Genomic DNA, 23220 nt, shown 5'->3' with positions numbered 1-23220 from the left:
ACGACTCGCGAGCGTGGTCGCCCGATGGATCAGGGCCGCGGATCCTCGTGCGGCGCAGGCGAGTCGGGGGCGTCCGCACCGGGAGCGTCCTCGTGGACGAGTTCGCCCGTCTCCGCGTCCCGCCACGTGGCGGGGCCGTAGGCCGAGCGTGGCCCCTCCTCGGCGAACGTGGGTCGGTAGTCGGGGTCGACCGGCAGGAAGATCTGGCGCCGTGAGGGACGCACCGAGACGTCCTCGCCCGCTTCCGCGACGCGACGCTCGTCCTCGACCTCCTCCTCGAAGCGCACGTTGCGCAGGCGACCGCTCATGTTGCGCATGAGCAGCCACAGGACGAGCGCAAGGAGGAACAGCGCGAAGAATCCACCGAGACCGGCAGAGATCGTCTGGTTGGCTCCGCCCATCACTCCCCCTTCAGGGTTGCGAGGATCTCCTCGTCGACGGTGATGTCGTCGAGGACCAGCGACGCCGAGCCGGCGACCGCCTCGCGTTCCAACGCGTCGGCCTGCTCGACCGTTCCCAATCCGGCAAAGAGGTCGTCCTCCACCGCCTCGTAGGGGACGTAGGAGGCGGCGAGTTCGAAGTCCTCCGTGGGCCAGACCTCACGCTCGGTCTCGACCGGGACGCCGAACCACCAGGAGTCGGGGTCGATCTGCGTGGCGTGCGCCCGCAGCGCCTCGTTGCGGGTCTCGAAGTGATCCGCGACCTGCACCCGGGTCGTCACCGTGCGGGACGGGCGGTCGGCGAACCGTTCGATCCACTCGGCGAACGGGGACTCGAGGCCTCGCTCGGTCAGCGTGGTGTGAAAGGCACGGATGCGGTCGACCGCGATCGTCTGGTTGTAGTAGAGCTTCAGAGGCTGCCAGGGTGCGCCGGCATGCGGGTAGGCGTCCGCGTCCCCCGCCGCGCGGAACGCGGCGACCGAGACCACGTGGGTCATGATGTGGTCCGGGTGCGGGTAGCCGCCCTTCTCGTCGTACGTCGTCACGACGTGCGGACGGAACTCCCGGATCACGCGGACGAGCGCCTCCGTCGTCACGTCGATCGGCTCCAGCGCGAAGCACCCCGCGGGCAGCGGCGGGGGGGGGTCGCCCTGGGGCAGCCCCGAGTCGACGAACCCGAGCCACGTGTGCTCGATGTCGAGGATCCCGGCCGCCTTCTCCATCTCGTGGCGACGGAAGCCGGGAAGGTCACGCAGCACGTCGGGGTCGTGGGCGAGCTTGGGGTTGAGGACGTCGCCGCGCTCTCCCCCGGTGCACGAGACCACGTGCACACGCACGCCCTGGGAGCGGTAGTGCGCCATCGTCGCGGCACCTTTGCTCGACTCGTCGTCGGGGTGGGCGTGGACGGCCAGCAGCCGGAAGGATTCGGTCACGGGGTTCCTCGGAGGAATGGCAGGGGACGCTCTGCGCGCCGTGGAGTACGCCCGCCATTGTGGCACCGCCCACCGACCGCCCGATCCCGCACCCGCCTCGCGCCGACGAGGATGAAGGCGAGGATGCGGCGACGAGGCTGCCCTGACAGCCACCTGGCGACATCCTCGGCTGCGATCCCGGTTCCAGGACGGCGCCGCGGGTGCGCCCGGTCCTCTCCGGGACCCGGCACCCGGGCCCGGCTGACCACGTACCCTGGCGGCGTGTCCGTCCTCGCTCGCTACCGTGCCCTTCCCCGCTCCCAGCGCGCGATGTGGGTGGTGGGACCGGTCGGCATCCTCGTGGGGATCGGGCTGGCGATCTGGTTCGGGCTCGCGGCGAGCGTCGGCAAACCGCTGTGGGGAAATCTCGGCTACGACGTCCGCGACGATCGCCACATCGTCGTCATCTACCAGCTCTCTCGCCCCGTCGACCGCACCGTGGTCTGCGCCGTCGAGGCCCGCGAGCTGAGCCACGCGATCGTCGGGCGCGTCGAGGACGTCGTCGAACCCGGCGGCGAGCCTCGCCTCGTGCGCCACGTCGAGGTCCGCACCTCGGCACGCGCGGTGGCCGGCGAGGTCACGCAGTGCCGGACGCAGTGACGTCGGGCCCGCGCGGGCGCCACGCCGACCAGGGACGTGCGGCCTGACCATCCCCGCACGGAGGTGAGGGCCCCCCACCACCGGACGTCGGCGCACCGGGACCACCCCTCCCGACAGCCTGGTCATCCCGCCCTCGTGTGACCCATCGAATCGTCGCGGTCACCGCCCTGCCCGTATGATGGAGGACTTATCCACGGCCCGCCCCGCGGCGGGCCGTTCGATCTACCCGGGGACTCCCCCCGTTCGCGGCATTCGCCGCGGATCACGAATCCGTGTGCGCCACGGGGGATCCCCCACGACCAAGGAGCAGTGACGTGTCCGACACCACCGCGCAGGCCAGCTACCTCACGCAGGAGGCGTACGACCGCCTCGAGGCCGAACTCCAGCACCTCTCCACCGAGGGGCGCAGCGAGATCAGCAAGCGCATCGAGGCGGCCCGCGACGAGGGCGACCTCCGCGAGAACGGCGGCTACCACGCCGCCAAGGAGGAGCAGGGCAAGATGGAGGCCCGCATCCGCCAGCTCACGCAGCTGCTGCGGACGGCCACCGTGGGCGAGACCCCGCCCGACGACGGTGTCGTCGAGCCCGGCATGGTCGTCACCGTCGACATGTTCGGCGACGACCTGACGTTCCTGCTCGGCAACCGCGAGATCCGGGGCGACGACGACGACATCGACGTGTACTCCGACAAGTCCCCGCTCGGCGAGGCGATCAACGGCAAGAAGGTCGGCGACGAGGCGTCCTACACGGCCCCCAACGGCAAGACCATCACCGTCAAGATCACGAACGCCAAGCCGTACGAGGCCTGATGTTCTTCCGTCAGACGCCCACGATGGTGAGCCCGCAGGAGGCGCTCCCCGGCCGCGCCACCCCCATGGCGGGGGTGCCTGCGCGCCATCGGGTGCTGGATGCCCCGCTGAAGCCGCCGTTCGGCGACGGCGTCGAGGTGTTGTACGTCGCCGGCGGCTGCTTCTGGGGGATCGAGCGCATCTTCTGGCGGCTGGAGGGCGTCGTGTCCACGGCGGCCGGGTACATGGGTGGCTACACGCCCAACCCGACGTACGAGGAGACCTGCACCGGGCGCACCGGCCACACCGAGGCCGTGCTCGTCGCCTACGACCCCGAGCGCATCGGGGCCGACCGGCTCGTGGCGACCCTGTTCGAGAACCACGACCCCACGACGCCCAACCGTCAGGGCAACGACGTCGGCACGCAGTACCGGTCGGCGATTTACACCACCACGCCGGAGCAGTTCGAGGTCGCTCTCGCGGCCCGCGACGCGTTCCAGGACGTCCTCACCGCCGCGGGCCACGGCACGATCTCCACCGAGATCCGCCCCGCCGACGAGGCCGGCCCGTTCTACTACGCCGAGGCCTACCACCAGCAGTATCTCGACGCGAATCCGGGCGGGTACTGCAACCACGGACCCAACGGCTACAGCTGTCCGGTGGGTCTGGTCAACGTCCCGGCCCAGACCGACGTCGAGCCCCCGCGCGCCTGACGGTGACGCCGGCCCCCTGGGGGCCGACCGACGGTGGCGACGGCGCGACCCCGGGGCGGCCTGCCCGAGTGACGTCGGGAGTCGGTTGGCAGGATGCCCTCATGGGATTGTTCTCGCGCCGCCCCCGCCAGGAGTCGATGGACCCGGCTCTCACGTTCATGACCGTCGCGGAGGCCGACGAGGTGCGCCGACTCACCCTGGCCGCGCTCGACGATCTCGGGATCGAGGCGCACGTCGACGGGGGTGACGTCCACACCGTCGACGGCGGCAGCATCGGTCTGTGGAACGTGGCGACGATCTGCGGTGCCGCGCGCGAGCGCAACGAATGGCCCGGGATCGTCGAGGAACACATCCGCGAGCTGGTCACGGCCGTGGAGCCCGTCGCCCCGGAGGACATGGACCGCGAGCAGCTCCGCGCCGCGCTGCGAGTCCGCCTCGCGGAGGAGTCCTACGTGCGTGGTATGCCCGAGCAGCCGGCGGCCTGCGAGACCATCGCCCCCGGGCTCGTGCGACACCTCGTCCTCGAGACGACCGAATCGATCCTGCCCGTGCCGGAATCGGTTCTCGCCGGCGTGATCCCGTCGGCCGAGGCCGTCGAGGCCGCCCAGCGCGCGACGCTCGCTCTCGTCGAGGGAGTCGAGCTGGAGTCGCAGACATTCGGGCAGGACGCCGCCGTCGCGACGGTCGTCTTCTCGACCTCTTCGCACGTCGCGACTCTCGCCCTCGACCTGCCCCGTGTCGTCGAACGGCTCGAGGGCCGGGTCGATCCGTCCCACGGGATCGTCTTCGCCGTCCCCACCCGCCAGCAGATCGTCTACCACGTGCCCAGCGACCCCGAGGCCGTGCGCTCCGTCCTCCCGGTGATGCTGCGCTTCGCCGGCACCGCCTACGATGAGGGGGCGGGTGCGCTCAGCCCGGAGCTGTACGTCTGGCAGGACGGACGTATCGACGCCCTCACCGCCCCCGGCGAGGACGGGCGCGTCCAGATCACGCCGACCGGTCGACTCGCCGCCTTCCTCGACGCCGGCTGACGCGGTCCCGCCGGCCTTCCGCACACGCCCGACCCGCCCGACCACGCAGGCGCCTGCCCGCCTGCCCGATGCGGCAGCACGCAGGGGCGAGGCCGACTGACCTCCGCGCGCCTCCACCGCCGTACCCAGACGGTCTCCAGCGGTGAGGGGTGTTCCTGCCACGGGGGGTTCACGTCACGGTGGTGTCCCGGTCATGGCGGGGGTCGGCCGGTCTGCAGCACGCGGCACGCACGATCACCGGAATCGCGTCCGGCGGGGTCCCTGCCACGGCGGCGGCGCGTCACGGCAGCGAGGTCCCTCCGCGGGCGGGGTTAGGGTCCCACCGTGACCACCCCACCCGCCGTGACCAGGCACACGGCCTGGCACGTCGTCCTCACGTTCGGGGTCGTCAGCCTGTTCGCCGACATGGTGTACGAAGGCGCCCGATCCCTGTACGGCCCGGCGCTCCTCGCGCTGGGCGCCACCGCGACCGTCGTCGGACTCGTCACCGGAGCCGGCGAGGCGATGGCCCTCGTCCTGCGGCTCGTCGCCGGTCCGACGGCCGATCGGCGCGGCGCCCACTGGGCGTTCACGATCGCCGGGTACGGACTCACCGCCGTGTGCGTCCCGCTGCTCGCGGTGTCGCCGCGGTTGGGGGCGGCCGGCCTGGTGTTCGGCGCGGCAATGATCCTCCTCGAGCGCGCCGGCAAGGCGGTCCGCTCGCCGTCGAAATCCGCGCTGCTCGCGACCGCCGCCCGCTCTCTCGGGCGCGGGACCGGATTCGGCGTCCACAAGGCGCTGGACCAGATCGGGGCCTTCTCCGGACCGCTGCTCGTCGCCGGGGTCGTCGCCCTGACGTCGTCGACCTGGCTCGGATTCGCCTGGCTCGCCGTGCCCGGCGCAGCCGCGATGGCCGTCCTCCTCCTCCTGCGCCGCGCACTGCGGGCCCCCGCCGGTGGCGACGGTGCGCCGGCCGACCCGTCACCACGACCGAGCGGGTCCCCCGCGGCACCCGTCGCGGCCGCGAACGTCGACGCCGCGTCCTCGGGGTCGCCGTCCGAGGCCGCCTCACCGACCGGGTCGACGGCGCCGGTCCCGCCGGTCTCGTCGACCGGGCCGATGGCACGCTCGCGGGCCCGGTGGCGCACGCGACTCGGCACCGACCTCCCACCCGCGTTTCTCACCTACGCCCTCGCGGCGGGGACGACGACGGCGGGACTCGTGACCTTCGCCGTGATCTCCGTGCACCTCACCCGCGATCTCGGACTGCCCACGGCCACGATCCCGCTGGTCTACGCGGGGGCGATGGCCGTCGAGGCCGTCGCCGCCCTCCTCGCCGGGCGGTGCTTCGACGTCTACGGACCGGAGACGTTGCTCGCCGTGCCCGTCGCCGTGGCCGTGGTCCCCCCGCTCGTCTTCGGGGCCGCCCCGGCGCTCGCCCTCACGGGGGTCGCGGTGTGGGGCGCTGCGACGGGCGTCCAGGACTCGACGATCAAGGCCCTGGTCGCCGACCTCGTGCCCTCGTCCTCCCTCGCCACCGCGTACGGCGTCTTCGCCGCCGTGCAAGGGGTCTTCGCGCTCGTGGGTGGCACGGCGGCGGGGTTCCTCCTCGACCGCTCCGTCCCGCTCCTCATCGGTCTCGTCGCGGCCTCGCAGGCCGTCGCGGTCGTGCTGCTGCTCCGGTCGCTGCGCCTCGGTAAGGAGCCTGCGCGCACCTCCTCACGCACGCCCGCTGCCCCTCACCCACCAAGCCCACGATGACGTCATCGGGCGGGCGGGTGAGGTGGCCGGGGGTCAGGAGGTGTGCCCGCTGAGCCAGGTCGACTGGTCTTCGAGATGCTCGAGCAGCGACTGCAACGCGCCTGCGCGCCTGTCGAGTTCGACGCGGCGGGCGTCGAGGCGATGCTCCCCGCCGGACTTGTCGATCGTGTACTCGCCCTGCGGCGCCAGCTCGGCCTGAAGACGGACCGCGAGCACCCCCACGCGGGGGTCCGAGGCCGCGTCCGACGTCGCCGACACCGATCGCGCGACCGAGGCGATCACGGTCTCGACGCCGACGGCGTCCTTGACGTACTCGCGGGCGAACGCCTCGCGGTCGAGGGCGACGCGACCGCGCTGCACCGACGTCCCCGGGATGAGGGGTCGACCGTCGGCATCGACGAACGCCTCCCCCACGGCCGAGGCGAGCGGCACCGCGACGGCGCCGAGGACCCCGGCGACCGACTCTCCCGCCGACGCGTCGCGCGTGCGCTGCCCGTCGAAGGACGACGCGAACGAGGTGGCGGCCGCCGTCATCGCCGACCATGCCGACGCGAAGCCGCCCTTGGCCGCAGGGGCGCTCGGCGCCGTGCCGAGATCCCCGCCGACCGCCGCGGCGACCTTGTCGCCGGCGTCGACCAGCGCCTGGACGCGCCCGAGCGCCGGGCCCGGGTCGGGGGTGATCGCGAGCGTCGCCGAGCCCGTGCCCGCCACGGCGACGTCGATTCCCGGCCGAACCCCGGCGAGCACCCTTCCCGCGGTGACGATCTCGACTCCCGACACGGTGGCGACCGTCGCCGTCCCCACCTCGCCGCGGCTCCCGCCCCGTGGCCCGACCACGCCCGCGGACCCGACGGTCACGCCGTCGGTTTCCTCGACCGGCGCGCCCGCGGCCCCGAACCCGACCGCGGCCGTACCGGGTCCCGGCTCACCGAGCCCGCTCGCCGCGCGGGCTGATGCGGCGACCGCGCGCACGTCGACGGTGAGCGTCTCGGAGATGCGTCCTGCGCCCGTTCCCGTCAGCGGGATGGCACCCGATGCCGTCGCGACGGTCGGATCGCTCGACCCCACGAGCACCGGGACGCCGGAGGCGACCGCCTGGTGCGCCGCCGTTCCCGCCGACGCCATCGCCGCGTTCGCCTGGTGCAACGCCGACACGAGGGCCGAGGTCGACACCTCGCCGATCGCACCGAGGGCCTCCGAGACGTGTCGCCCGAGCCGCGCCGAGGCGGTCGTGACGGCCGCGTCGAACGCTCCGGCGAGACCGGCGCGCCGCGCCAGGACGGCGGCGGTCGCCGCGGTCTGCGCCTCCAGCGCATCCAGCGTCGACACGGGGGCGCCGCCGGACCCCGGCCTGGCCGCCCCGTCGGTCACCGCCGTGCCGTCGACGGGCGCGCCGCCGGGTCCGGATCCCTCGACCTCGGCCCCGGCGGGAGTCCGCGGGCTGCCCGCCGACTCTCCGACGACGGGGGTGTCCCAGGCGATGTCCGCGCCGGTCAGGCCCTCGGCCAGGCGAATCGTCCAGGCGGAGTCCCCGACGAGGAGGGGACGACCGACGTCTCCGGCCGGGGTCGTCCCCCGGGCCTGTGCGTCGGTCACGGCTCCGACGATCGAACGGGCCACCTCGTCGAGCGCCTCGACGGCCGGGCGCAACAGTGTCCGGTCCGCGGTCACGTAGCCGCCCAATCGCCCGCCGACGGACACCGGCGATCCGTCCGCCCACCGCACGGACAGATGGGTCCGGGCGGTGGCGGCGGCGGCAGGCGCCACCGGAGCGGTGGGGTCGGTCGGCGCCGGGGCGGGAACCGCCGGGTCGTCGACGTCCTTCACCGCGTCCGGCACCGGCCGTGCAGGGGCGGGGCCCGGGCGCCTCGTCGGCGTCGTGACGTCGACGTCGCCCCCCGGCGTGGTGGGTGAGCCTGTCACCTCCCGCGCCGTCGGGGAATCGACGTCCGGCTCAGGCGGGCCGCCGGCCCCACGAGTCCGTTCCGGTGGGCCGGTGGCCCCCGACGGCTCGAGTGGTCCGGCCTCACCGGGAGGCCCCGGGTGCGGGGTCATGGTGTCGGCACCGGCGTCGACACCGGCCCGAGCGCGCGGCGGTGCGGCCTCGGGCACGCCGCCCCCGACCAAGCGAGCGCCGGGTTCGACGGAGCGAACCACGGTCGCGCCCTCGATGCGCGGTGGCGCTCCACCAGCCGGGGTGGTCCCCTCGACCTCGTGTGGAGGTCGAGTTTCGGGGCGTGGGACTTCGCGCGCCTCGGGTTCTCGTGACGGTCGAGGTGGCTCACGGCCCGGGGGTGGCGCGACACGCGTGGCGTCCGCGTTCGAGTCGGCGCGCGAGCGGTCCCCGGTGGAGACGGGGCGGGCGACATCCACGGGTTGCCCGACCCGGCTACCGTCCACGAGGCTCTGGCCGTCGAGGGCCGCATCGACGGTGCCGTCGGCGTTCTCGCGGATGATCGCGCCGATCTTCTCGGCGAGACCGTCGGCGATCTCGCGTTGGCGTTGCCGGATCTCGGCGCGCCGCTCGACCGTGGGGGGCTCGTCCGCGGTCAGTTCCCCGTTCAGGTCGGCGAGGCGGCGCGCGTCGTCGCGCACCTCCTCGGCGAGGCGGGCGGCCTTCTCCTGATTCGTGATCCGCAGCGTGGCCAGGCGTGCCGCCGCGACCCGGGTGCGTTGGGCGACCTCATCGGCGGCGGCCAGCCTGGCGTCCTCGAGCGCACGGGCTGAGGCCTCGTCCGAGGGGCGCGGGCGTGCGGAGAGCTCGCGCACGTCGGCCACCTGGGGTTGCACCCGACGGGAGGTCTCCGCGAGCGCCGCGCGGAGCCCCTCCGCGGTACGCGTCTGCGTCTCCAGGGCGTAACGGTCGGCCATGAGGCGCCGGGTCTCGGCACGTCCGGCCGCCGACTCCTCGACCGCGGCCGGCTCGGTGGGCCTGACCTGTTCGCCCCTCTCCCGCGCGGGGGCGGGACCAGGCCCCCCGGGCACGCCGAGGGCCGGCAGGGGCCGGCCCCGGCCGGCGGTCGGCAGATCGGGCATCAGGGTCATCGGGTCCACTCATCCGTGAGTTGCGAGCGGCCGTCCTGGCCGCTGGAGCCGGCGAGACTCCCGCTTCCTCATCGACCGACGTCCCCCCGACCTGAGACCCGACGCGACCGCGGCGGACGGGGTCGACAGCTGGGCGACGACACCCCGGGGCACGAGGGAACGAGCGGACACGACGGGCGGTGAATGGGCCGGCCGGTGCAGGGGCCGGCCGGTGAGTGGGACGGGCGGCAGACGACGGCCTGGCGCACCCGGTCACCGGACGTTCACCGGCCGGTCGGCGGTTCGACGCCTCGCACTGGAACTGCGGCCTCGTTCGGGGCCGTTCATCACATGCAGATGCACGACGGCCACATCCGCCCCCTACCGTGGACGGCGGGGTCGACGTGCCGACGTGCAGACGTGCAGAGACGGAGGGGACGCATGAGCCGCGCTCGCTTGATGCTCACCAGCGCCGCGATCGGCGGGGGCGCCGGGCTGGCGGGTCTGGGCACGGCCGGGCTCGTGAGCTACGGGCTCCTCAAGGTCGAGGCGCGACTCGCTCGCCGCACCATCGGCAAGCCGTTCGACGCCTCCCCCGACGACACGAGCCTCTACGGCGCCGGACTCGGGGCGCCGATCGAACTCGTCGTCCTCGGCGACAGCCTCGCCGCCGGTCTCGGCGCGGACACCCGATTCCAGACGATGGGCGGGGTCCTGGCGACGGGCATCTCAGCGCTCGCGGGGCGTCCGGTGCAGCTGACGAACGTGGCCGAGGTGGGGGCGGAGTCGCCGTGGCTCGACGGCCAGGTGAGGCGCGCGATCGAGGCGGTACCGAGGCCGGACGTGGCCCTCATCAGCGTCGGCGGCAACGACGTCACCCACCGCATCCCCACGTCGGTGTCGGTGAGTCATCTGCGCCATGCCGTGACGGCGTTGCGGGCGACCGGGGCGGAGGTCGTCGTCGGCACGTGCCCCGACCTCGGCACGATCGAGCCCCTCGCCCAACCCCTGCGCACCCTCACCAAGCACTGGAGTCGCGAACTCGCCACGGCGCAGACCGTCGCCGTCGTCGAGGCCGGCGGACGCACCGTCTCCCTCGGTGACCTGCTGCGACCCGATTTCATCTCGGCGCCCGAGCACATGTTCAGCGTCGACCGCTTCCACCCCTCGCCCGCCGGGTACGCCCGGGCGGCGGCGGCACTGCTCCCGGCGGTGTGTGCAGCGCTCGGGCTCTGGGCCGGGGAGGCACAGCGCGGCCCGGACCGGCTGCGAGGCGAGCGCGTCGGCACCGTCGAGCAGACCGCTGCGCAGGCCGCCCGGCGCCCGGGCACCGAGGTCAAGGGCGTCGATGGCGTCCAGGGCATCGGGGGCGTCGGAGACACCGGCGCCCGACGTCGGCGGGGCCTCGCCGTCCTCCTGCGTCGCCGCCGACCCGACGGCCCCCCTGAGCACGACGACCTCGATGACGACCTGGACGCCGTCGACGACCACGTCGACGGGGAGGTCAGCGGCAGCCTGGGGACGGCCACGCCCTGAGGCGTCGGCGTCTACGCTGGTGGCGCCCCCGTAGCCCAACCGGCAGAGGCAGGCCACTTAAAATGGCCGGAGTGCGGGTTCGAGTCCCGTCGGGGGTACCGACACCGCCTCGCGGGAGGGTCGCGGCATCCCCAACCGGGGGAGAGGGAGTCACGAGGATGGATCGGGCAGCGATCGTGTCGATTCTGGACCGGCGTGGCGTGACGTACGGGCTTGTCGAACACCCGCCGGCTCAGACGACCCTGGAGGCGGACGCCTTCATCGAAGGCCACGAAGGCGTCCGCACCAAGAGTCTGTTCCTCGTCAACCGCAAGCGGACCCGGTCATATCTCGTGGTCATGGACGACCGGAAGGCGCTCGACCTGTCGGCGCTGGCGCAGGTGCTGGGCGAGGGTCGCCTCTCCTTCGGCTCCGCCGACCGGCTGCGCGACGCGCTCGACCTCGAGCCTGGCGTCGTCTCCCCCTTGGGGTTGCTCTCCCCCGCCCATCGAGGCGCCCTCCTCTCCTTCGACCGCGACATGCTGAGCGAGCGGGTGCTCACGTTCCACCCTGGCGACAACCGGGCGACGATCTTCATCGCGACAGCGGACCTCCTCGATCTGCTGGACGTGGAAGGCGTCGAATATCAGGTCATCGACTGCTGACGCCCTGGACGCCGCGCGTCGCGGCGGCCCCTCGACCCGGCCCGAACACCGAGCGTGACGACCTCGGGCCCCCTTGGCGGCCCCGCGGGCAGAAAGACGGATGAACGGGAACAGGGGCGTCTTCCCGATCGTTGATCCACGTGACACGTCTCTGCTTCGAAAGGGCATCCCAGACATGAGCAACCCGGTCTTCAACCGGATCGACGAGCAGTCGCGTCGCGGCTACGCCGGCTTCGGCGACAACCGGTCGACCCAGTACTACGGATCCCCGCAGACCTCCCAGGGCTACCCGCAGGACCACCAGAGCGCAGGCCGCACGAACATGAGCGCGGGTCAGCTGGACGACCTCTACAACTCCCCGTCGGCGAGCCCGACGCAGAGCCGCCGCCTCACCCTCGACGACGTGATGATGAAGTCCGGGCTGCTGTTCGGCCTCATGCTCGTCGTCGCAGGCATCACGTGGACGGCCGGACTCACGATCAACCTCGGCATCGCGGGCCTCGCCTCGATCACGGGCGCCATCGTCACGCTGGTCCTCGGCATGGTCATCTCGTTCAAGAAGACGGTGAGCCCCCCGCTCATCCTTCTGTTCACCGTGTTCGAAGGCCTCATGGTCGGTGGCATCTCGGCGACGTTCATGGTCCGCTTCGACGGCGTCGTCACCACGGCCGTGATCGCCACCCTCTGCGTGTTCGCCACGATGTTCCTCGGGTGGAAGACGAAGCTCATCCGCGTCACCGAGCGCAGCCGCCGGATCGTCGGCATGGCGATCGTCGGCTACATGCTGTTCATGCTCGTCAACTTCGTCGCCGCCCTGTTCGGGATGAACCAGGGCTGGGGCGTCTTCGGCCTCGGCTCGGGCATGAGCATCCTCGTCTCGGTGTTCGCGGTCGGCCTCGCGTCGTACTCCCTCGCGATGGACTTCGACTCGATCGAGAAGGCCATCCAGGCCGGTGCCCCCGAGAAGTACTCGTGGATGCTCGCCTTCGGCCTCCTCGTCACGGTCGTGTGGCTCTACATCGAGCTCCTGCGTCTGTTCGCGAACCTCCAGAGTCGCGACTGACCATGCACGACCCCGTCGGGATCTCGGCGCGCACCGAACTCGACCGCCTGGCCCACCGGTGGCACACGCTGCCGGTGGGCCAGGCGCGTTCTGCCGCCGTGCCGGCCCGCTCGCTCGCCGGCGAGTGGCTGGGCGCGGAGGTCGAGGACCTCGGCCCCGCGGCCGCCCTCGACCAGTTGCGCGTCGCCGTCTACGAGGCCGCCCGCGCCGGCACCCCGGACGAGGTCGCCGGGGATCGCCTCGCCGACCTCCGGCGGCGCATCAATGCAGGTGAATGCCAGTAGGTCCAGAGCGTCGTCCCCGGGCGGCGTCTCCCGACGATCTTCTCGGCGCATCCCGCCGAGGGCGGACGCCGAGCCCGGGAACACGAGGAAGCGGGCAGCGGCCGGACCGTCAGCGCTGCTCGCCGAGCCCGGCCGCGCGGGCGAGGGCGGCGTCGAGCATGGCCTCGGTGAGTCGGCCGGTGAAGGTGTTCTGCTGGCTCACGTGATAGCAGCCGACGAGGCGCACCGGCCCATGCGGCGTGCCCAGTTCGGTCTCGGCCCCGTGGGTGAACCTCGGGGTGGGCCGCGGCACGTGCCACCCCACGCGGCGAGCGGCGGCGAGCATGGCCTGCCACCCGAACCCACCGAGGACGAGGATCCCCTGCAGCGACGGGGCGATGAGCTGCAGCTCGCGATCGAACCACGGCGCGCACGTGTGGCGCTCCTCGGGAGTCGGCCTGTTGGCGGGCGGCGCACATCGCACCGGCGCCATGATCCGCGCGCCGTGCAGCACCAGTCCGTCTCCGGCGTGGACGCTCTCCGGTTGGGTGGAGAACCCGGCACGGTACAACGCCGCGTGGATCCAGTCGCCGCTGCGGTCGCCGGTGAACATCCTCCCGGTGCGGTTCGCCCCGTGCGCCGCCGGCGCGAGACCGACGACGAGCAGCCTCGGCGCGTCGTCCCCCAATGAGGCGATCGGCCGCCCCCAGTAGGGCTGCTCGGCGAACGCCGCCCGTTTCTCCAGGGCCACGGTCTCCCGCCACGTGACGAGGCGCGGGCAGGCCCGGCACACCGAGCTCCTGGCGTCGATCTCGGACGACAGCGCGGCCCCGGCGAGGCGCTCGACGTCGAGGGCGTCGTGGGCGACAGGGGTGTCGGGTGCGGCCGGATCCTCCGGCCAGCCGGTGCCGGGCGGGACCGGGGAGCTGAACTCCTGGCCGGTGATCGGGTGTCTCATCGCAGCCGCAGCGCCATGCCGTCGAGGATGTCGCTCTCGCTCGTGCGCAGGGACAACCCCGGGGAGCGTGCCTGCACACGACGCAGGATCTCCGCCCAGATCAGCGCTCCCGCGGCGATGACGTCCACCCGCCCGGGGTGGAGGAACGGCATCGCGGCACGGCGTTCCCGCGAACTGGCGAGCATGTCGTCGCAGGCCTCGAGCATCGACGCCGGGTCGACATGGGCGCCATGGATGCGGCTGCGGTCGTAGGACTCCAGGTGCAGGGCGTGGGCGGTGAGGGTCGTCACCGTACCCGCGACACCCACGACGGTGTCGACGTCCGCGAACGGCACGACGGCCTCGACCTCCTCCAGCCGCGCCGTGATCTCACGGGTGGCGGCGCCGACGGCCCGGGCCGTGGGCACACCGTCGTCGTGAACGCGAGGAGCGTCGTCACGGCCGGCGGCGCCGTTGTCGTCGGCGGCGCCGAGCGAGGCGAACCCACCGCCGGGGTGGAGCAGGCGCTCGGTGAGCCGCACCGACCCGAGCTTGACGCTCACCGACGCCTCGGCCTCGGCCGCCTGGGCTGTGGCCCTCCCGAGGATGAACTCCGTGGACCCGCCGCCGAGGTCGACGACGAGCGTGCGGCCGAGATCCTCACCGTGCTCGCGCAGGGCGGAGGTCGCCCCGACGAACGAGAGGTCCGCCTCCTCCTCCCCCGTGACGACCTCGGGGTCGAGGCCGGGGAAGGCCGCCGTGACGCCGGCGACGAACTCGTCGGCGTTCGCGGCGTCGCGGGAGGCGGAGGTGGCGGCGAATCGGGTTCGCTCGACACCGGCCTCGCGGCAGATCGCGGCGTAGCGGCGGAGCACGGCGAAGGCACGGTCCATCGCGGCGGGCGCAAGACGGCCGGCCGCGTCAACCCCCTCACCGAGACGGACGATCTCGTTGAGGCGCGTGACCTCCCGCAGCCGGGCGCCCTCGACGTCGGCGACGAGCAATCGCAGCGAGTTGGTGCCGCAATCGACGACCCCGACGCGCATCACGACCGCTCGCCGTCTGCGCCGGGCGAGTCGACCGCTTCCACCTCGCCCGTCACCTCGCCGGTCACTGCGGGCGGCGGCTGGGTGCACGGTCCGTTCGCCCACCACTCGGGTAGCGCGGCGAGGGTCTCGTCGCCGAGCGGATTGACACCAGGACCGGCGGCGAGGGCGTGGCCCGCGAGCACGTGGAGGCACTTGACCCGCTCGGGCATCCCGCCGGCGGAGATGCCGTCGATCTCGGGGACGTCTCCCAGCTCGGCACGACGGCGAAGGTAGTCCTCGTGCGCGGCGCGGTAGTGCTCGGCGAGGTCGAGGTCCCGCGCGAGACGCTCGCTCATGTCCTTCATCAGCCCCGAGGACTCGAGGGTGCTGACGGCGCCGGTGAGCCGTGGGCACGTCGCATAGAACGTCGTGGGAAACGGCGTGCCGTCGGGCAAGCGGGGGGCGGTGGCGAGGACGTCGGGGTCTCCGCAGTCACAGCGGTGGGCGACCGCGACGACACCACGCGGCTCCCGCCCGAGCTGGCGGGCGACCGCGGCGAGGTCGGCGGCCGCCACCCGAGGGGCATGCGAGGACTCCGCACTCGACGTCTCCCGCGCGCCGGCGGCACCGTGCGCGTCCGACACGGGGTCGCCGGACCCGCTCGGCACCCCCGACGTCGACGCGGTGGAGACCCCGGAGGCGGGGGAGGATGACGACGGCGCCTCCTGCTCGGAGGCGCCGGGGGTGTCGGGGGTCGGACTCATGGATCTCGCTCGCTCGGCAGGAGGGTGATGGACGGACGACGACGGGGTGGCACGACGGCCTCACGGTGCCGGAACGGTGCCCCAGGTCGTCGGGAGGCCGCTCGTGGGATCGGTGCCGGTCTCGGTGGTGCCGTCGAGGCGGCTCACCGGCCCGTTTCGGGGGTCCTCGCCCATCGTGTCACCCGTGGCGATGGAGTCCCACACGGTGGCGTACCAGGCGCGGGGAGCGCTGCCGTGACCGGGATCGATGACCGACAGGGCGTCGTGGCGCGGACGGTCGCGCAGCGCGTCGGCGCCGACGACGACGTAACTCGTCTCCCCGGGGCGCACGTAGCGCAGCCGTGTCCGGCTCTGCTGCTCGACGAACGCGGGGTCCTTCCAGTCCTCCTTGCGTTGCCGCAGCTCGGCGACCGTGGTCTCCGACCGGGCGACCGAGGCCTGCAGGTCGCGGTACTGCTGCTGCTGGACGAGGTAGGCGCGCAGCGTCGGCACGAGCATGACGGCCAGCAGGACGAACACGCCGCCGAGCATCGCGAGACGGCGCGTGGACCGGCGGGCGAACGCCCCCGGCAGGGTGACACGGCTCGACCCCGTGCGACCCCGGCGCGCAGCGGGGCGTGGGGCGGACCCCGCCGGGCGCGACCGATCGCCGGACGCACCGCGTCCGGTGGTCGCGCCCCGCGTCCCCGGGGACCTCGGGGGTGTGCCCGAGGGTCCCTGGGGTGCGCGTCGGCGGGGTCCGGTGGGCGCCACGATCAGGCGCGGAACCGCGGGAAGGCGGAGGCGCCGGCGTACTCGGCGGCGTCGTCGAGGAGCTCCTCGATGCGCAGCAGCTGGTTGTACTTGGCGACGCGCTCGGAGCGGGCCGGGGCACCGGTCTTGATCTGGCCGCAGTTGGTGGCGACGGCGAGGTCGGCGATCGTGGTGTCCTCGGTCTCACCGCTGCGGTGGCTCATCATGCAGCGGTAGCCGTTCGTCTGCGCGAGGGTGACGGCGTCGAGGGTCTCGGTGAGCGTGCCGATCTGGTTGACCTTGACGAGCAGCGCGTTGGCCGTGTCGGACTCGATGCCGCGGGCGAGACGCTCGGGGTTGGTGACGAACAGGTCGTCGCCGACGAGCTGGACCTTGTCGCCGAGGCGCTCGGTCATGGACTTCCAGCCGTCCCAGTCGTCCTCGTTCAGCGGGTCCTCGATGGACACGAGCGGGTAGTCCTCGACGAGGCCGGCGTAGAAGGCGACCATGTCCTCGGCGGTCTTGGTGCCGCCTTCCCAGTTGTACTGGCCGTTCTCGTAGAACTCGCTCGCGGCGACGTCGAGGGCGAGGGCGACGTCCGTGCCGGGCTCGTAGCCGGCGGCGCGGATGGCGTCCATGATGACGTCGAGGGCCTCGCGGTTGCTGCCGAGGTTGGGGGCGAAGCCGCCCTCGTCACCGAGCCCGGTGGCGAGGCCCTTGTCCTTGAGGACCTTCTTGAGCTGGTGGTAGACCTCGGCGCCCATGCGCAGCGCCTCACGGAAGGTGGGGGCGCCGATCGGCGCGATCATGAACTCCTGGATGTCGACGTTGGTGTCGGCGTGGGAGCCACCGTTGAGGATGTTCATCATCGGCACGGGCAGGACGTGCGCGTTGGGGCCGCCGACGTAGCGGAACAGCGGCAGGCCTGCGGAGTCCGCGGCCGCGCGGGCGACGGCGAGGGACACGCCGAGGATCGCGTTGGCGCCGAGCTTGGCCTTGTTGTCGGTGCCGTCGAGGGCCAGCATCTCCTGGTCGATGGTGCGCTGGTCGCTCGCGTCATAGCCGACCAGGCGGGGGGTGATCTCGTCGATCACCGCGTCGACGGCCTGCTCGACACCCTTGCCCAGGTAGCGACCGTTGTCGCCGTCCCGGCGTTCCACGGCCTCGAACGCGCCGGTGGAGGCGCCGCTGGGGACGGCCGCGCGGGAGACGGTGCCGTCTTCGAGGAGGACCTCGACCTCGACGGTGGGGTTGCCGCGCGAGTCCAGGATCTCTCGGGCCTCGATGTGCTCGATGCTAGCCACGAATCTCTCCTTGCTGTAGGTACGGAGTGCGGGGACGCGGTACGTCCACAGCCTAGTGCGTGGCCTCGGCAACCCGCAGAAGCGGACCTGGGAGGTCCCGGGATTCGTCGAGGTCACCCACGAAGGTCGGGACCAGGGTCCCGGGTCGCCGGGATCGCCGCCTCCAGACGACCCAACGCCGTGCGGAGTTCGGCGGCGGCGTCACGTCCCTCCCGGCGCGCCCGCAGCACGAGCGCGAGCATCTCCTCACCGACGCCGGCCTCGGTCCCGGGGCCCTCGTCGCGGTCCTCGACGCCGTTCCCGAGACCGCCGCGGAGAGCACCGCCACGGCGCCCGTCACCCCCTCCGTCGACACGGCCCGCGTCATGATCGCGGACCTCGCCCCCGGCCGTCACGGCCACCTCGCCCCCCGGAGCCGCCGGGAGCAGACCCGCGCGGTCGAGACGGGCGGCGACCTTGACGGCCCGTTCGAGGGGAGGCATGCCCGCCGGGATGCCGTCGAGCGGGCCGGTGCGGTCCGGCTTCTCGGCGGCCTTGATCGCATCCCAGTTGGTCTCGACCTCGGCGGCACCACTGACGTCGACGCCGTCGAAGACGTGCGGGTGCCGCCGACGGAGCTTGGTGACGATGCCGCGGGCGACGTCGTCGATGTCGAACGGGCTGGGCCCGTCCTGCCCGACGCGCGCATGGAAGACGACCTGGAGCAACACGTCGCCGAGTTCGTCGATGACGTCGGACCGGATCCCACCCTCGATCGCGTCGGCCAGTTCGTAGGCCTCCTCGACGGCGTAGGGCGCCAGGGAGGCGTGCGTCTGCTCGGCGTCCCACGGGCAGCCGCCGGGCGAGCGAAGCCGATCCATCACCTCGACGAGGTCGAGGACGGCCTCCCCGCGCCGCGCCGATGCCGGGACCTCGGGCGCACCGTGCCCGGGACCTGCCGCCCCGGCGACCCCCGTCGGCGAGGGGGACGACGCCGCCTCGGTGGCGCGTCGCTCGGACGAGGTCACTGCGGCGGAGCCTGCTGCGGCTGACCCGCCATCCCGTCCTGCAGCACCCAGTTGGCCGGCTGCTTCATGTACTTGGGGTTGAAATCGACCTCGCCCCCGCGGGCGTAGTCCTGCATGCGGGTGGTGAACGCCTGATTGGCCTCGGCGATGGGCCGGTACTGCTTGCCCTGGGCGCTGGTGGGTCCGAACTGCTGCATGACCTGCTGTGCCTCTTGGACCCTGCCTGCGGCGTACTGGGTCATGAGGACCTCGGTCGTCGCGGGCGAGAGCTCGTTGCCCTGGGTCTTGACGAGTCGCTGCGCGTCGGCCGGCCCGACGGCGACGTCGCGCTTCTGGAGCTCCTCGAGCAGCAGCGGGCCGAGCGCGAGGTACTCCGTGACCCGCGCGGTGTCGAACTGCTGCCCCAGGCCGAGCTGGGCGAGCTCGGTCGTGGCCGCGTCGACGTCCCGCTCCGCGACGGTACGGTCGCCGACGCGGGCCGCGACTCCGGGCTCGGCGCCCGGCGTCGTGCATCCGGTGAGGGGCAGGGCGACCAGGAGGGCGGTGCCTGCCGCGAGACGGCGGCTGCGGTGGAGCTTCACGAGAGGTCCTTTCGGGCGGAGCGTGGGAGACGTGGCCCTGGAAGCGACGATCGGACGGACGGGCCCATTGTCACCCGTCAGGCGGAGTGGCGGTGCACCGGAGCCCCCGGTGCGTCGAGGACGACGTTCTCGAGGACCTGTGCGGCCCAGGCGAGGACCTCTTGGTCACGGAGCGGCTGTCCACCGACGGGACGGGTCTTGGGGCGCGGGACGAGCACGGTGCGGGTGGCCGGTTTGACGAGCGAACCCTTGTAGAGCCGCTGCAGGCGCAGGGTCTGGCTCTCGCTGAGTTCGAGCGGGGCGAAGCGGACGTGGTTGCCCTGGACGCCGATGTCCCCGACGCCGGCCCGGCGCGCGACGGTCCGCAGCCGCGCCACCTCGATGAGGTTGGTGACGGCCCGGGGGAAATCCCCGTACCGGTCACGGAGTTCGGCCTCGATGGCGGCGAGCGCCTCGGCGTCCTCGACGGCGGCCAGCTTCTTGTACGCCTCGAGGCGCAGCCGTTCGCCGGGCACGTAGTCGTGCGGGAGGTGGGCGTCGACGGGGAGCTCGATCTTGATCTCGGTGGGCCGCTGCTCACCGCCGCCGTCGCGGAAGTCGGCGACGGCCTCCCCGACGAGCCGGACGTAGAGGTCGAACCCGACGCCCTCGATGTGCCCGGACTGCTCACCGCCGAGCAGGTTGCCCGCGCCCCGGATCTCGAGGTCCTTCATCGCCACCTGCATCCCGGCACCGAGGTCGGTGTGACTCGCGATGGTGGCGAGGCGATCGTGCGCGGTGTCGGTGAGGGGCTTGTCGCCGGGGTAGAGGAAGTAGGCGTAGGCCCGTTCGCGGCCACGGCCGACGCGCCCGCGCAGCTGGTGGAGCTGGGAGAGACCGAAGGTGTCGGCGCGGTCGAGGATGAGCGTGTTGGCGTTCGAGATGTCGAGGCCGGTCTCGATGATCGTCGTGCACACGAGCACGTCGAACCGCTTCTCCCAGAAGTCGACGACGACCTGCTCGAGGCGGTGCTCCCCCATCTGGCCGTGGGCGACGGCGACGCGGGCCTCTGGGACGAGATCACGCAGGCGCCCGGCGACCTTCTCGATGTCGCTCACCTTGTTGTGGACGAAGAACAGCTGACCTTCGCGGAGGAGTTCGCGGCGGATGGCGGCGGCGATCTGCTTCTCGTCGTAGGCGCCGACGAACGTGAGCACGGGGTGACGTTCCTCGGGCGGGGTGGCGAGGGTGCTCATCTCGCGGATGCCGGTGACCGCCATCTCGAGGGTGCGCGGGATGGGCGTGGCCGACATGGCGAGGACGTCGACGTTGGTGCGCAGCGCCTTGAGCTGCTCCTTGTGCTCGACGCCGAACCGCTGCTCCTCGTCGATGATGACGAGCCCGAGGTCCTTGAACCGCACCTTGGAGGTGAGCAGGGCATGGGTGCCGATGACGAGGTCGACGCTGCCGTCGCGCAGCCCGTCGACGACGGCCTCGGTCTCCTTGGCGCCCTGGAAGCGCGAGAGCGCCTTGACCCGCACGGGGAACTGGGCGTAGCGCTCGGAGAAGGTCTGGAAGTGCTGCTGGACGAGCAGCGTCGTGGGGACGAGCACGGCGACCTGCTTGCCGTCCTGGATGGCCTTGAACGCGGCGCGCACGGCGATCTCGGTCTTGCCGTAGCCGACGTCGCCGCAGATGAGGCGGTCCATGGGGACGGTCTTCTCCATGTCCTCCTTGACCTCGTCGATGCTGCTGAGCTGGTCGGGGGTCTCGACGTAGGCGAAGGCGTCCTCGAGTTCGCGCTGCCAGGGGGTGTCCGGCGAGAACGCGTGACCGGTGGAGGCCATACGTGCGCTGTACAGGCGGATGAGTTCGCCCGCGATCTGGCGTACGTGCTTGCGGGCGCGGGACTTGGTCTTGCTCCAGTCGGAGCCGCCGAGCTTGTTGAGGGTGGGGGCCTCGCCGCCGACGTACCGGGTGATCTGGTCGAGCTGGTCGGTGGGGACGTACAGGCGGTCGCCCGGCTGGCCGCGCTTGGAGCTCGCGTACTCGATGACGACGTATTCGCGGGTGGCGTCCTGGACGGTGCGCTGCATCATCTCGACGAACCGGCCGACGCCGTGCTGTTCGTGGACGACGTGGTCGCCGGGGCGCAGGGAGAGCGGGTCGACCTGATTGCGGCGCTTGGAGGGCATGCGACGCATGTCGCGGGTGGAGCCGCCGGCCCCCGCGGCGGTGTTGCCGACGAGGTCCGCCTCGGTGAGGAGCACGAGGTCGGCACCGGGCGCGACGGCGCCGCGGGCGAGGCGGCCGGCGACGATCTGCACGACTCCGGCCTCGTCGTCGACCTCGCCGTTCACACGGAGCCGGTGCGGTACCTCGGCCTCGAGAAGGTGCTCGGCGAGGCGGCGGCCGAACCCCTTGCCCTCGGTGACGACCACGATCCGCCGCTTCTCGACCACCCATTCGCGCAGGTCCGCCAGGGCCTTCTCGGAGTTTCCGCGGTACCCGTCCACGTCGCCGCTCTCCACCCGCAGGGTGAGCACGGCGTCGTCGACGTCGGCTCCCCCGGCGGGCTGGGCGGCCGCGGCGTCGGCGAGGGCCCCCTCGGCGACCTCGGGAGCCGCGGCGAAGCTCGACAGGGTCCACCAGGGCAGATCGTGGGTGAGGGCGTGGGCGCGGGTCTGCGCGAGGGTGAGGTAACTGGCCTGGTCGAGGATGGTGCGCAGGTCGACGGGCACGTGGTTGCCGGCCGCGGCGTTCGCCCAGCTCGCCTCGAGGAACTCCTCGCTCGTGGCGACGAGGTCGTGCGCGCGCGAGCGGATGCGTTCGGGGTCGAGGAGCACGACGTGCGAGCCGCCGGGGACGACGTCGAGCAGGGTCTCCATGCCGTCGACGAGTGCCGGGGTGAAGGACTCCATGCCCTCGACGGCGATGCCCTCGGCGACCTTGCCGAGCAGATCGGCGACACCGGGCAACTTCTCGGCGAGCTCGGCCGCGCGGGCCCGCACGGTCTCGGTGAGCAGCAGTTCGCGGCACGGCGGTGCCCACAGGCCGGCGTCGACGACGTCGAGGCTGCGCTGGTCGGCGACGGCGAAACTGCGGATCTCCTCGATCTCGTCGCCGAAGAACTCGAGCCGCAGCGGGTGCTGCTCGGTGGGCGGGAACACGTCGAGCACCCCACCCCGCACGGCGAACTCGCCGCGCCGTTCGACGAGATCGGTCCGGGTGTAGGCGGCCCCGACGAGGTCGGCGACGAGGTCCTCGAGGGGGTACTCCTGCCCCGCCCGGGCCGACACCGGAGCAAGGTCGCCGAGCCCCGCTGCGAGCGGCTGAACGAGAGCCCGGACGGGGGCGACGACGACGTCGAGCGGGCCGTGCTCCGCGTCGTCGGGGTGTGCGAGCCGGCGCAACACGGCGAGGCGACGCCCGACGGTGTCACTGCGCGGGCTGAGTCGTTCGTGCGGCAGCGTCTCCCAGCTGGGGAAGTCGGCGACGCGCTCCGGCGGCAGGAAGCACCCGAGGGCGTCGACGAGGTCCTCGGCCTCCCGGCCCGTCGCCGTGACCGCGAGGAGCGTGCCGCCCGCGCGGCCCGCCTCCCCCGCGCCCGACGCCTCACGCTGCCCCTGGGCGAGCGCGGCGACGAGCAACGGGCGCAGCCCTGGGGCGACCGTCACGTCCACCAGCGCCGAGTCCGGCCCCTTCGTCGCCGCGAGGTCCACGGCGCGGCTGACGGCGGGATCGGTGCGCACCACGTCGACGAGACGGGCAAGGCTCATGAGGCGGTTCTCCTGGGCGGAACGGGCGTCTCGCCCACCAGAGGGAGGGCGAGACGGGAGGTGGGACGGGTCGGCGGACACGAAACGGGCGCGACGAACCGACGAGAACGTGCATGGGGCACCTCTCGACCGGTGTCCTCCAGCGTAGGACCCACCTCCGACAACCCGTCGCCGCCCGGATTCCTTCCCGGGCGAGGCGACCGCGACCACCGGGGCGGTTCGGCCCGACGACACCGCGAGACCCATGCCGCGACAAGGCCGTTCGACCTCCCGGAGGCCGGGTGTCGCCATCGGCT

General features: G+C 72.8%; 20 protein-coding genes, 1 tRNA gene and 1 pseudogene. 10 read left to right on the top strand and 12 right to left on the bottom strand.

The features are described 5' to 3' along the window. Positions 1-29: 29 nt before the first annotated feature. On the bottom strand, positions 30-401 hold the full coding sequence (locus RT054_RS09445) for a hypothetical protein (RefSeq protein ID WP_312719278.1): 372 nt from the start codon (positions 399-401) through the stop codon (positions 30-32). Next, positions 401-1372, bottom strand: coding sequence for a mycothiol conjugate amidase Mca (gene mca / locus RT054_RS09440; protein WP_313023283.1), 972 nt, complete (start codon positions 1370-1372; stop codon positions 401-403). The genes RT054_RS09445 and mca overlap by 1 nt, the downstream gene beginning before the upstream one ends. Positions 1373-1633: 261 nt before the next feature. On the opposite strand from mca, the gene RT054_RS09435 reads away from it, so the two are divergent. The 5 genes from RT054_RS09435 (at position 1634) to RT054_RS09415 (ending at position 6283) form a co-directional block, all read left to right on the top strand. Beyond that, positions 1634-2011 (top strand): DUF4307 domain-containing protein, encoded by a 378-nt coding sequence (locus RT054_RS09435; protein WP_312719275.1) that lies wholly within the window; start codon positions 1634-1636, stop codon positions 2009-2011. 314 nt (positions 2012-2325) lie between these two features. Next, positions 2326-2820 (top strand): transcription elongation factor GreA, encoded by a 495-nt coding sequence (gene greA / locus RT054_RS09430; RefSeq protein WP_312719273.1) that lies wholly within the window; start codon positions 2326-2328, stop codon positions 2818-2820. After that, complete coding sequence (msrA, locus tag RT054_RS09425) at positions 2820-3512, top strand: peptide-methionine (S)-S-oxide reductase MsrA (protein ID WP_313023282.1); 693 nt, start codon at positions 2820-2822, stop codon at positions 3510-3512. Before greA ends, msrA begins: the two co-directional genes overlap by 1 nt. A gap of 101 nt (positions 3513-3613) precedes the next feature. Continuing rightward, the gene (locus tag RT054_RS09420) at positions 3614-4543 is read left to right on the top strand and encodes a hypothetical protein (RefSeq protein ID WP_313023280.1); all 930 of its coding nucleotides are present in this window, start codon (positions 3614-3616) and stop codon (positions 4541-4543) included. A 324-nt stretch (positions 4544-4867) separates the two neighbouring features. After that, on the top strand, positions 4868-6283 hold the full coding sequence (locus RT054_RS09415) for an MFS transporter (RefSeq protein WP_313023278.1): 1416 nt from the start codon (positions 4868-4870) through the stop codon (positions 6281-6283). A gap of 33 nt (positions 6284-6316) precedes the next feature. On the opposite strand, the gene RT054_RS09410 is transcribed toward RT054_RS09415, so the two are convergent. Further along, positions 6317-7879 carry a hypothetical protein gene (locus tag RT054_RS09410; protein WP_313023277.1) on the bottom strand — a complete coding sequence of 521 codons (1563 nt, stop codon included), beginning with the start codon at positions 7877-7879 and terminating at the stop codon, positions 6317-6319. 840 nt (positions 7880-8719) lie between these two features. Further along, positions 8720-9154: pseudogene (locus RT054_RS16510) on the bottom strand (hypothetical protein); the annotation flags it as partial. 594 nt (positions 9155-9748) lie between these two features. On the opposite strand from RT054_RS16510, the gene RT054_RS09400 reads away from it, so the two are divergent. The 5 genes from RT054_RS09400 to RT054_RS09380 all read left to right on the top strand — a co-directional run bounded on the left by RT054_RS09400 (position 9749) and on the right by RT054_RS09380 (position 12834). Beyond that, positions 9749-10843 (top strand): SGNH/GDSL hydrolase family protein, encoded by a 1095-nt coding sequence (locus RT054_RS09400; RefSeq protein ID WP_312719265.1) that lies wholly within the window; start codon positions 9749-9751, stop codon positions 10841-10843. Positions 10844-10867: 24 nt separating this feature from the next. Further along, positions 10868-10941 (top strand) — tRNA-Leu (locus tag RT054_RS09395). 60 nt (positions 10942-11001) lie between these two features. Then, on the top strand, positions 11002-11487 hold the full coding sequence (locus RT054_RS09390) for a YbaK/EbsC family protein (protein ID WP_313023273.1): 486 nt from the start codon (positions 11002-11004) through the stop codon (positions 11485-11487). Between the two features lie 175 nt (positions 11488-11662). Next, positions 11663-12550, top strand: a complete 888-nt coding sequence (locus RT054_RS09385; protein WP_312719261.1) for a Bax inhibitor-1/YccA family protein — start codon at positions 11663-11665, stop codon at positions 12548-12550. 2 nt (positions 12551-12552) lie between these two features. Further along, positions 12553-12834 (top strand): hypothetical protein, encoded by a 282-nt coding sequence (locus RT054_RS09380; protein ID WP_313023272.1) that lies wholly within the window; start codon positions 12553-12555, stop codon positions 12832-12834. 109 nt (positions 12835-12943) lie between these two features. Here RT054_RS09380 and RT054_RS09375 read toward each other — a convergent pair whose 3' ends face one another. The 8 genes from RT054_RS09375 to mfd all read right to left on the bottom strand — a co-directional run bounded on the left by RT054_RS09375 (position 12944) and on the right by mfd (position 22924). After that, positions 12944-13771 carry a uracil-DNA glycosylase gene (locus RT054_RS09375; protein ID WP_313023271.1) on the bottom strand — a complete coding sequence of 276 codons (828 nt, stop codon included), beginning with the start codon at positions 13769-13771 and terminating at the stop codon, positions 12944-12946. Further along, the gene (locus RT054_RS09370; RefSeq protein WP_313023353.1) at positions 13768-14796 is read right to left on the bottom strand and encodes a Ppx/GppA phosphatase family protein; all 1029 of its coding nucleotides are present in this window, start codon (positions 14794-14796) and stop codon (positions 13768-13770) included. Before RT054_RS09370 ends, RT054_RS09375 begins: the two co-directional genes overlap by 4 nt. Beyond that, on the bottom strand, positions 14796-15353 hold the full coding sequence (locus RT054_RS09365; protein WP_313023352.1) for a DUF501 domain-containing protein: 558 nt from the start codon (positions 15351-15353) through the stop codon (positions 14796-14798). Before RT054_RS09365 ends, RT054_RS09370 begins: the two co-directional genes overlap by 1 nt. Positions 15354-15602: 249 nt before the next feature. Next, the gene (locus tag RT054_RS09360) at positions 15603-16061 is read right to left on the bottom strand and encodes a septum formation initiator family protein (RefSeq protein ID WP_313023270.1); all 459 of its coding nucleotides are present in this window, start codon (positions 16059-16061) and stop codon (positions 15603-15605) included. A 236-nt stretch (positions 16062-16297) separates the two neighbouring features. Next, entirely contained in the window at positions 16298-17578 is a 1281-nt protein-coding gene (gene eno, locus RT054_RS09355) for a phosphopyruvate hydratase (protein ID WP_312719254.1), read from the bottom strand. A 113-nt stretch (positions 17579-17691) separates the two neighbouring features. After that, a complete protein-coding gene (locus RT054_RS09350) occupies positions 17692-18585 on the bottom strand; it encodes a MazG family protein (protein ID WP_313023268.1) in 894 nt (297 codons plus the stop codon). Then, positions 18582-19166 (bottom strand): hypothetical protein, encoded by a 585-nt coding sequence (locus RT054_RS09345; protein ID WP_313023267.1) that lies wholly within the window; start codon positions 19164-19166, stop codon positions 18582-18584. Before RT054_RS09345 ends, RT054_RS09350 begins: the two co-directional genes overlap by 4 nt. A gap of 77 nt (positions 19167-19243) precedes the next feature. Then, positions 19244-22924, bottom strand: coding sequence for a transcription-repair coupling factor (mfd, locus tag RT054_RS09340; protein WP_313023265.1), 3681 nt, complete (start codon positions 22922-22924; stop codon positions 19244-19246). Between the last annotated feature and the right edge of the window lie 296 nt (positions 22925-23220).

This window comes from Mobilicoccus sp. (assembly GCF_032060985.1).
Classification (GTDB): domain Bacteria; phylum Actinomycetota; class Actinomycetes; order Actinomycetales; family Dermatophilaceae; genus Mobilicoccus.
Note: the sequence above shows the minus strand (reverse complement) of the source record. Positions and strands in the feature narration are given on the sequence as shown.

What these genes read in the sequence shown, in the direction of transcription:
- msrA (WP_313023282.1), top strand. Translation starts at nt 2,820, where the DNA reads ATGTTCTTCCGTCAGACGCCCACGATGGTGAGCCCGCAGGAGGCGCTC.
- RT054_RS09400 (WP_312719265.1), top strand. Translation starts at nt 9,749, where the DNA reads ATGAGCCGCGCTCGCTTGATGCTCACCAGCGCCGCGATCGGCGGGGGC.
- RT054_RS09420 (WP_313023280.1), top strand. Translation starts at nt 3,614, where the DNA reads ATGGGATTGTTCTCGCGCCGCCCCCGCCAGGAGTCGATGGACCCGGCT.
- RT054_RS09375 (WP_313023271.1), bottom strand. Translation starts at nt 13,771, where the DNA reads ATGAGACACCCGATCACCGGCCAGGAGTTCAGCTCCCCGGTCCCGCCC.
- mfd (WP_313023265.1), bottom strand. Translation starts at nt 22,924, where the DNA reads ATGAGCCTTGCCCGTCTCGTCGACGTGGTGCGCACCGATCCCGCCGTC.
- RT054_RS09385 (WP_312719261.1), top strand. Translation starts at nt 11,663, where the DNA reads ATGAGCAACCCGGTCTTCAACCGGATCGACGAGCAGTCGCGTCGCGGC.
- RT054_RS09380 (WP_313023272.1), top strand. Translation starts at nt 12,553, where the DNA reads ATGCACGACCCCGTCGGGATCTCGGCGCGCACCGAACTCGACCGCCTG.
- RT054_RS09390 (WP_313023273.1), top strand. Translation starts at nt 11,002, where the DNA reads ATGGATCGGGCAGCGATCGTGTCGATTCTGGACCGGCGTGGCGTGACG.
- RT054_RS09370 (WP_313023353.1), bottom strand. Translation starts at nt 14,796, where the DNA reads ATGCGCGTCGGGGTCGTCGATTGCGGCACCAACTCGCTGCGATTGCTC.
- RT054_RS09445 (WP_312719278.1), bottom strand. Translation starts at nt 401, where the DNA reads ATGGGCGGAGCCAACCAGACGATCTCTGCCGGTCTCGGTGGATTCTTC.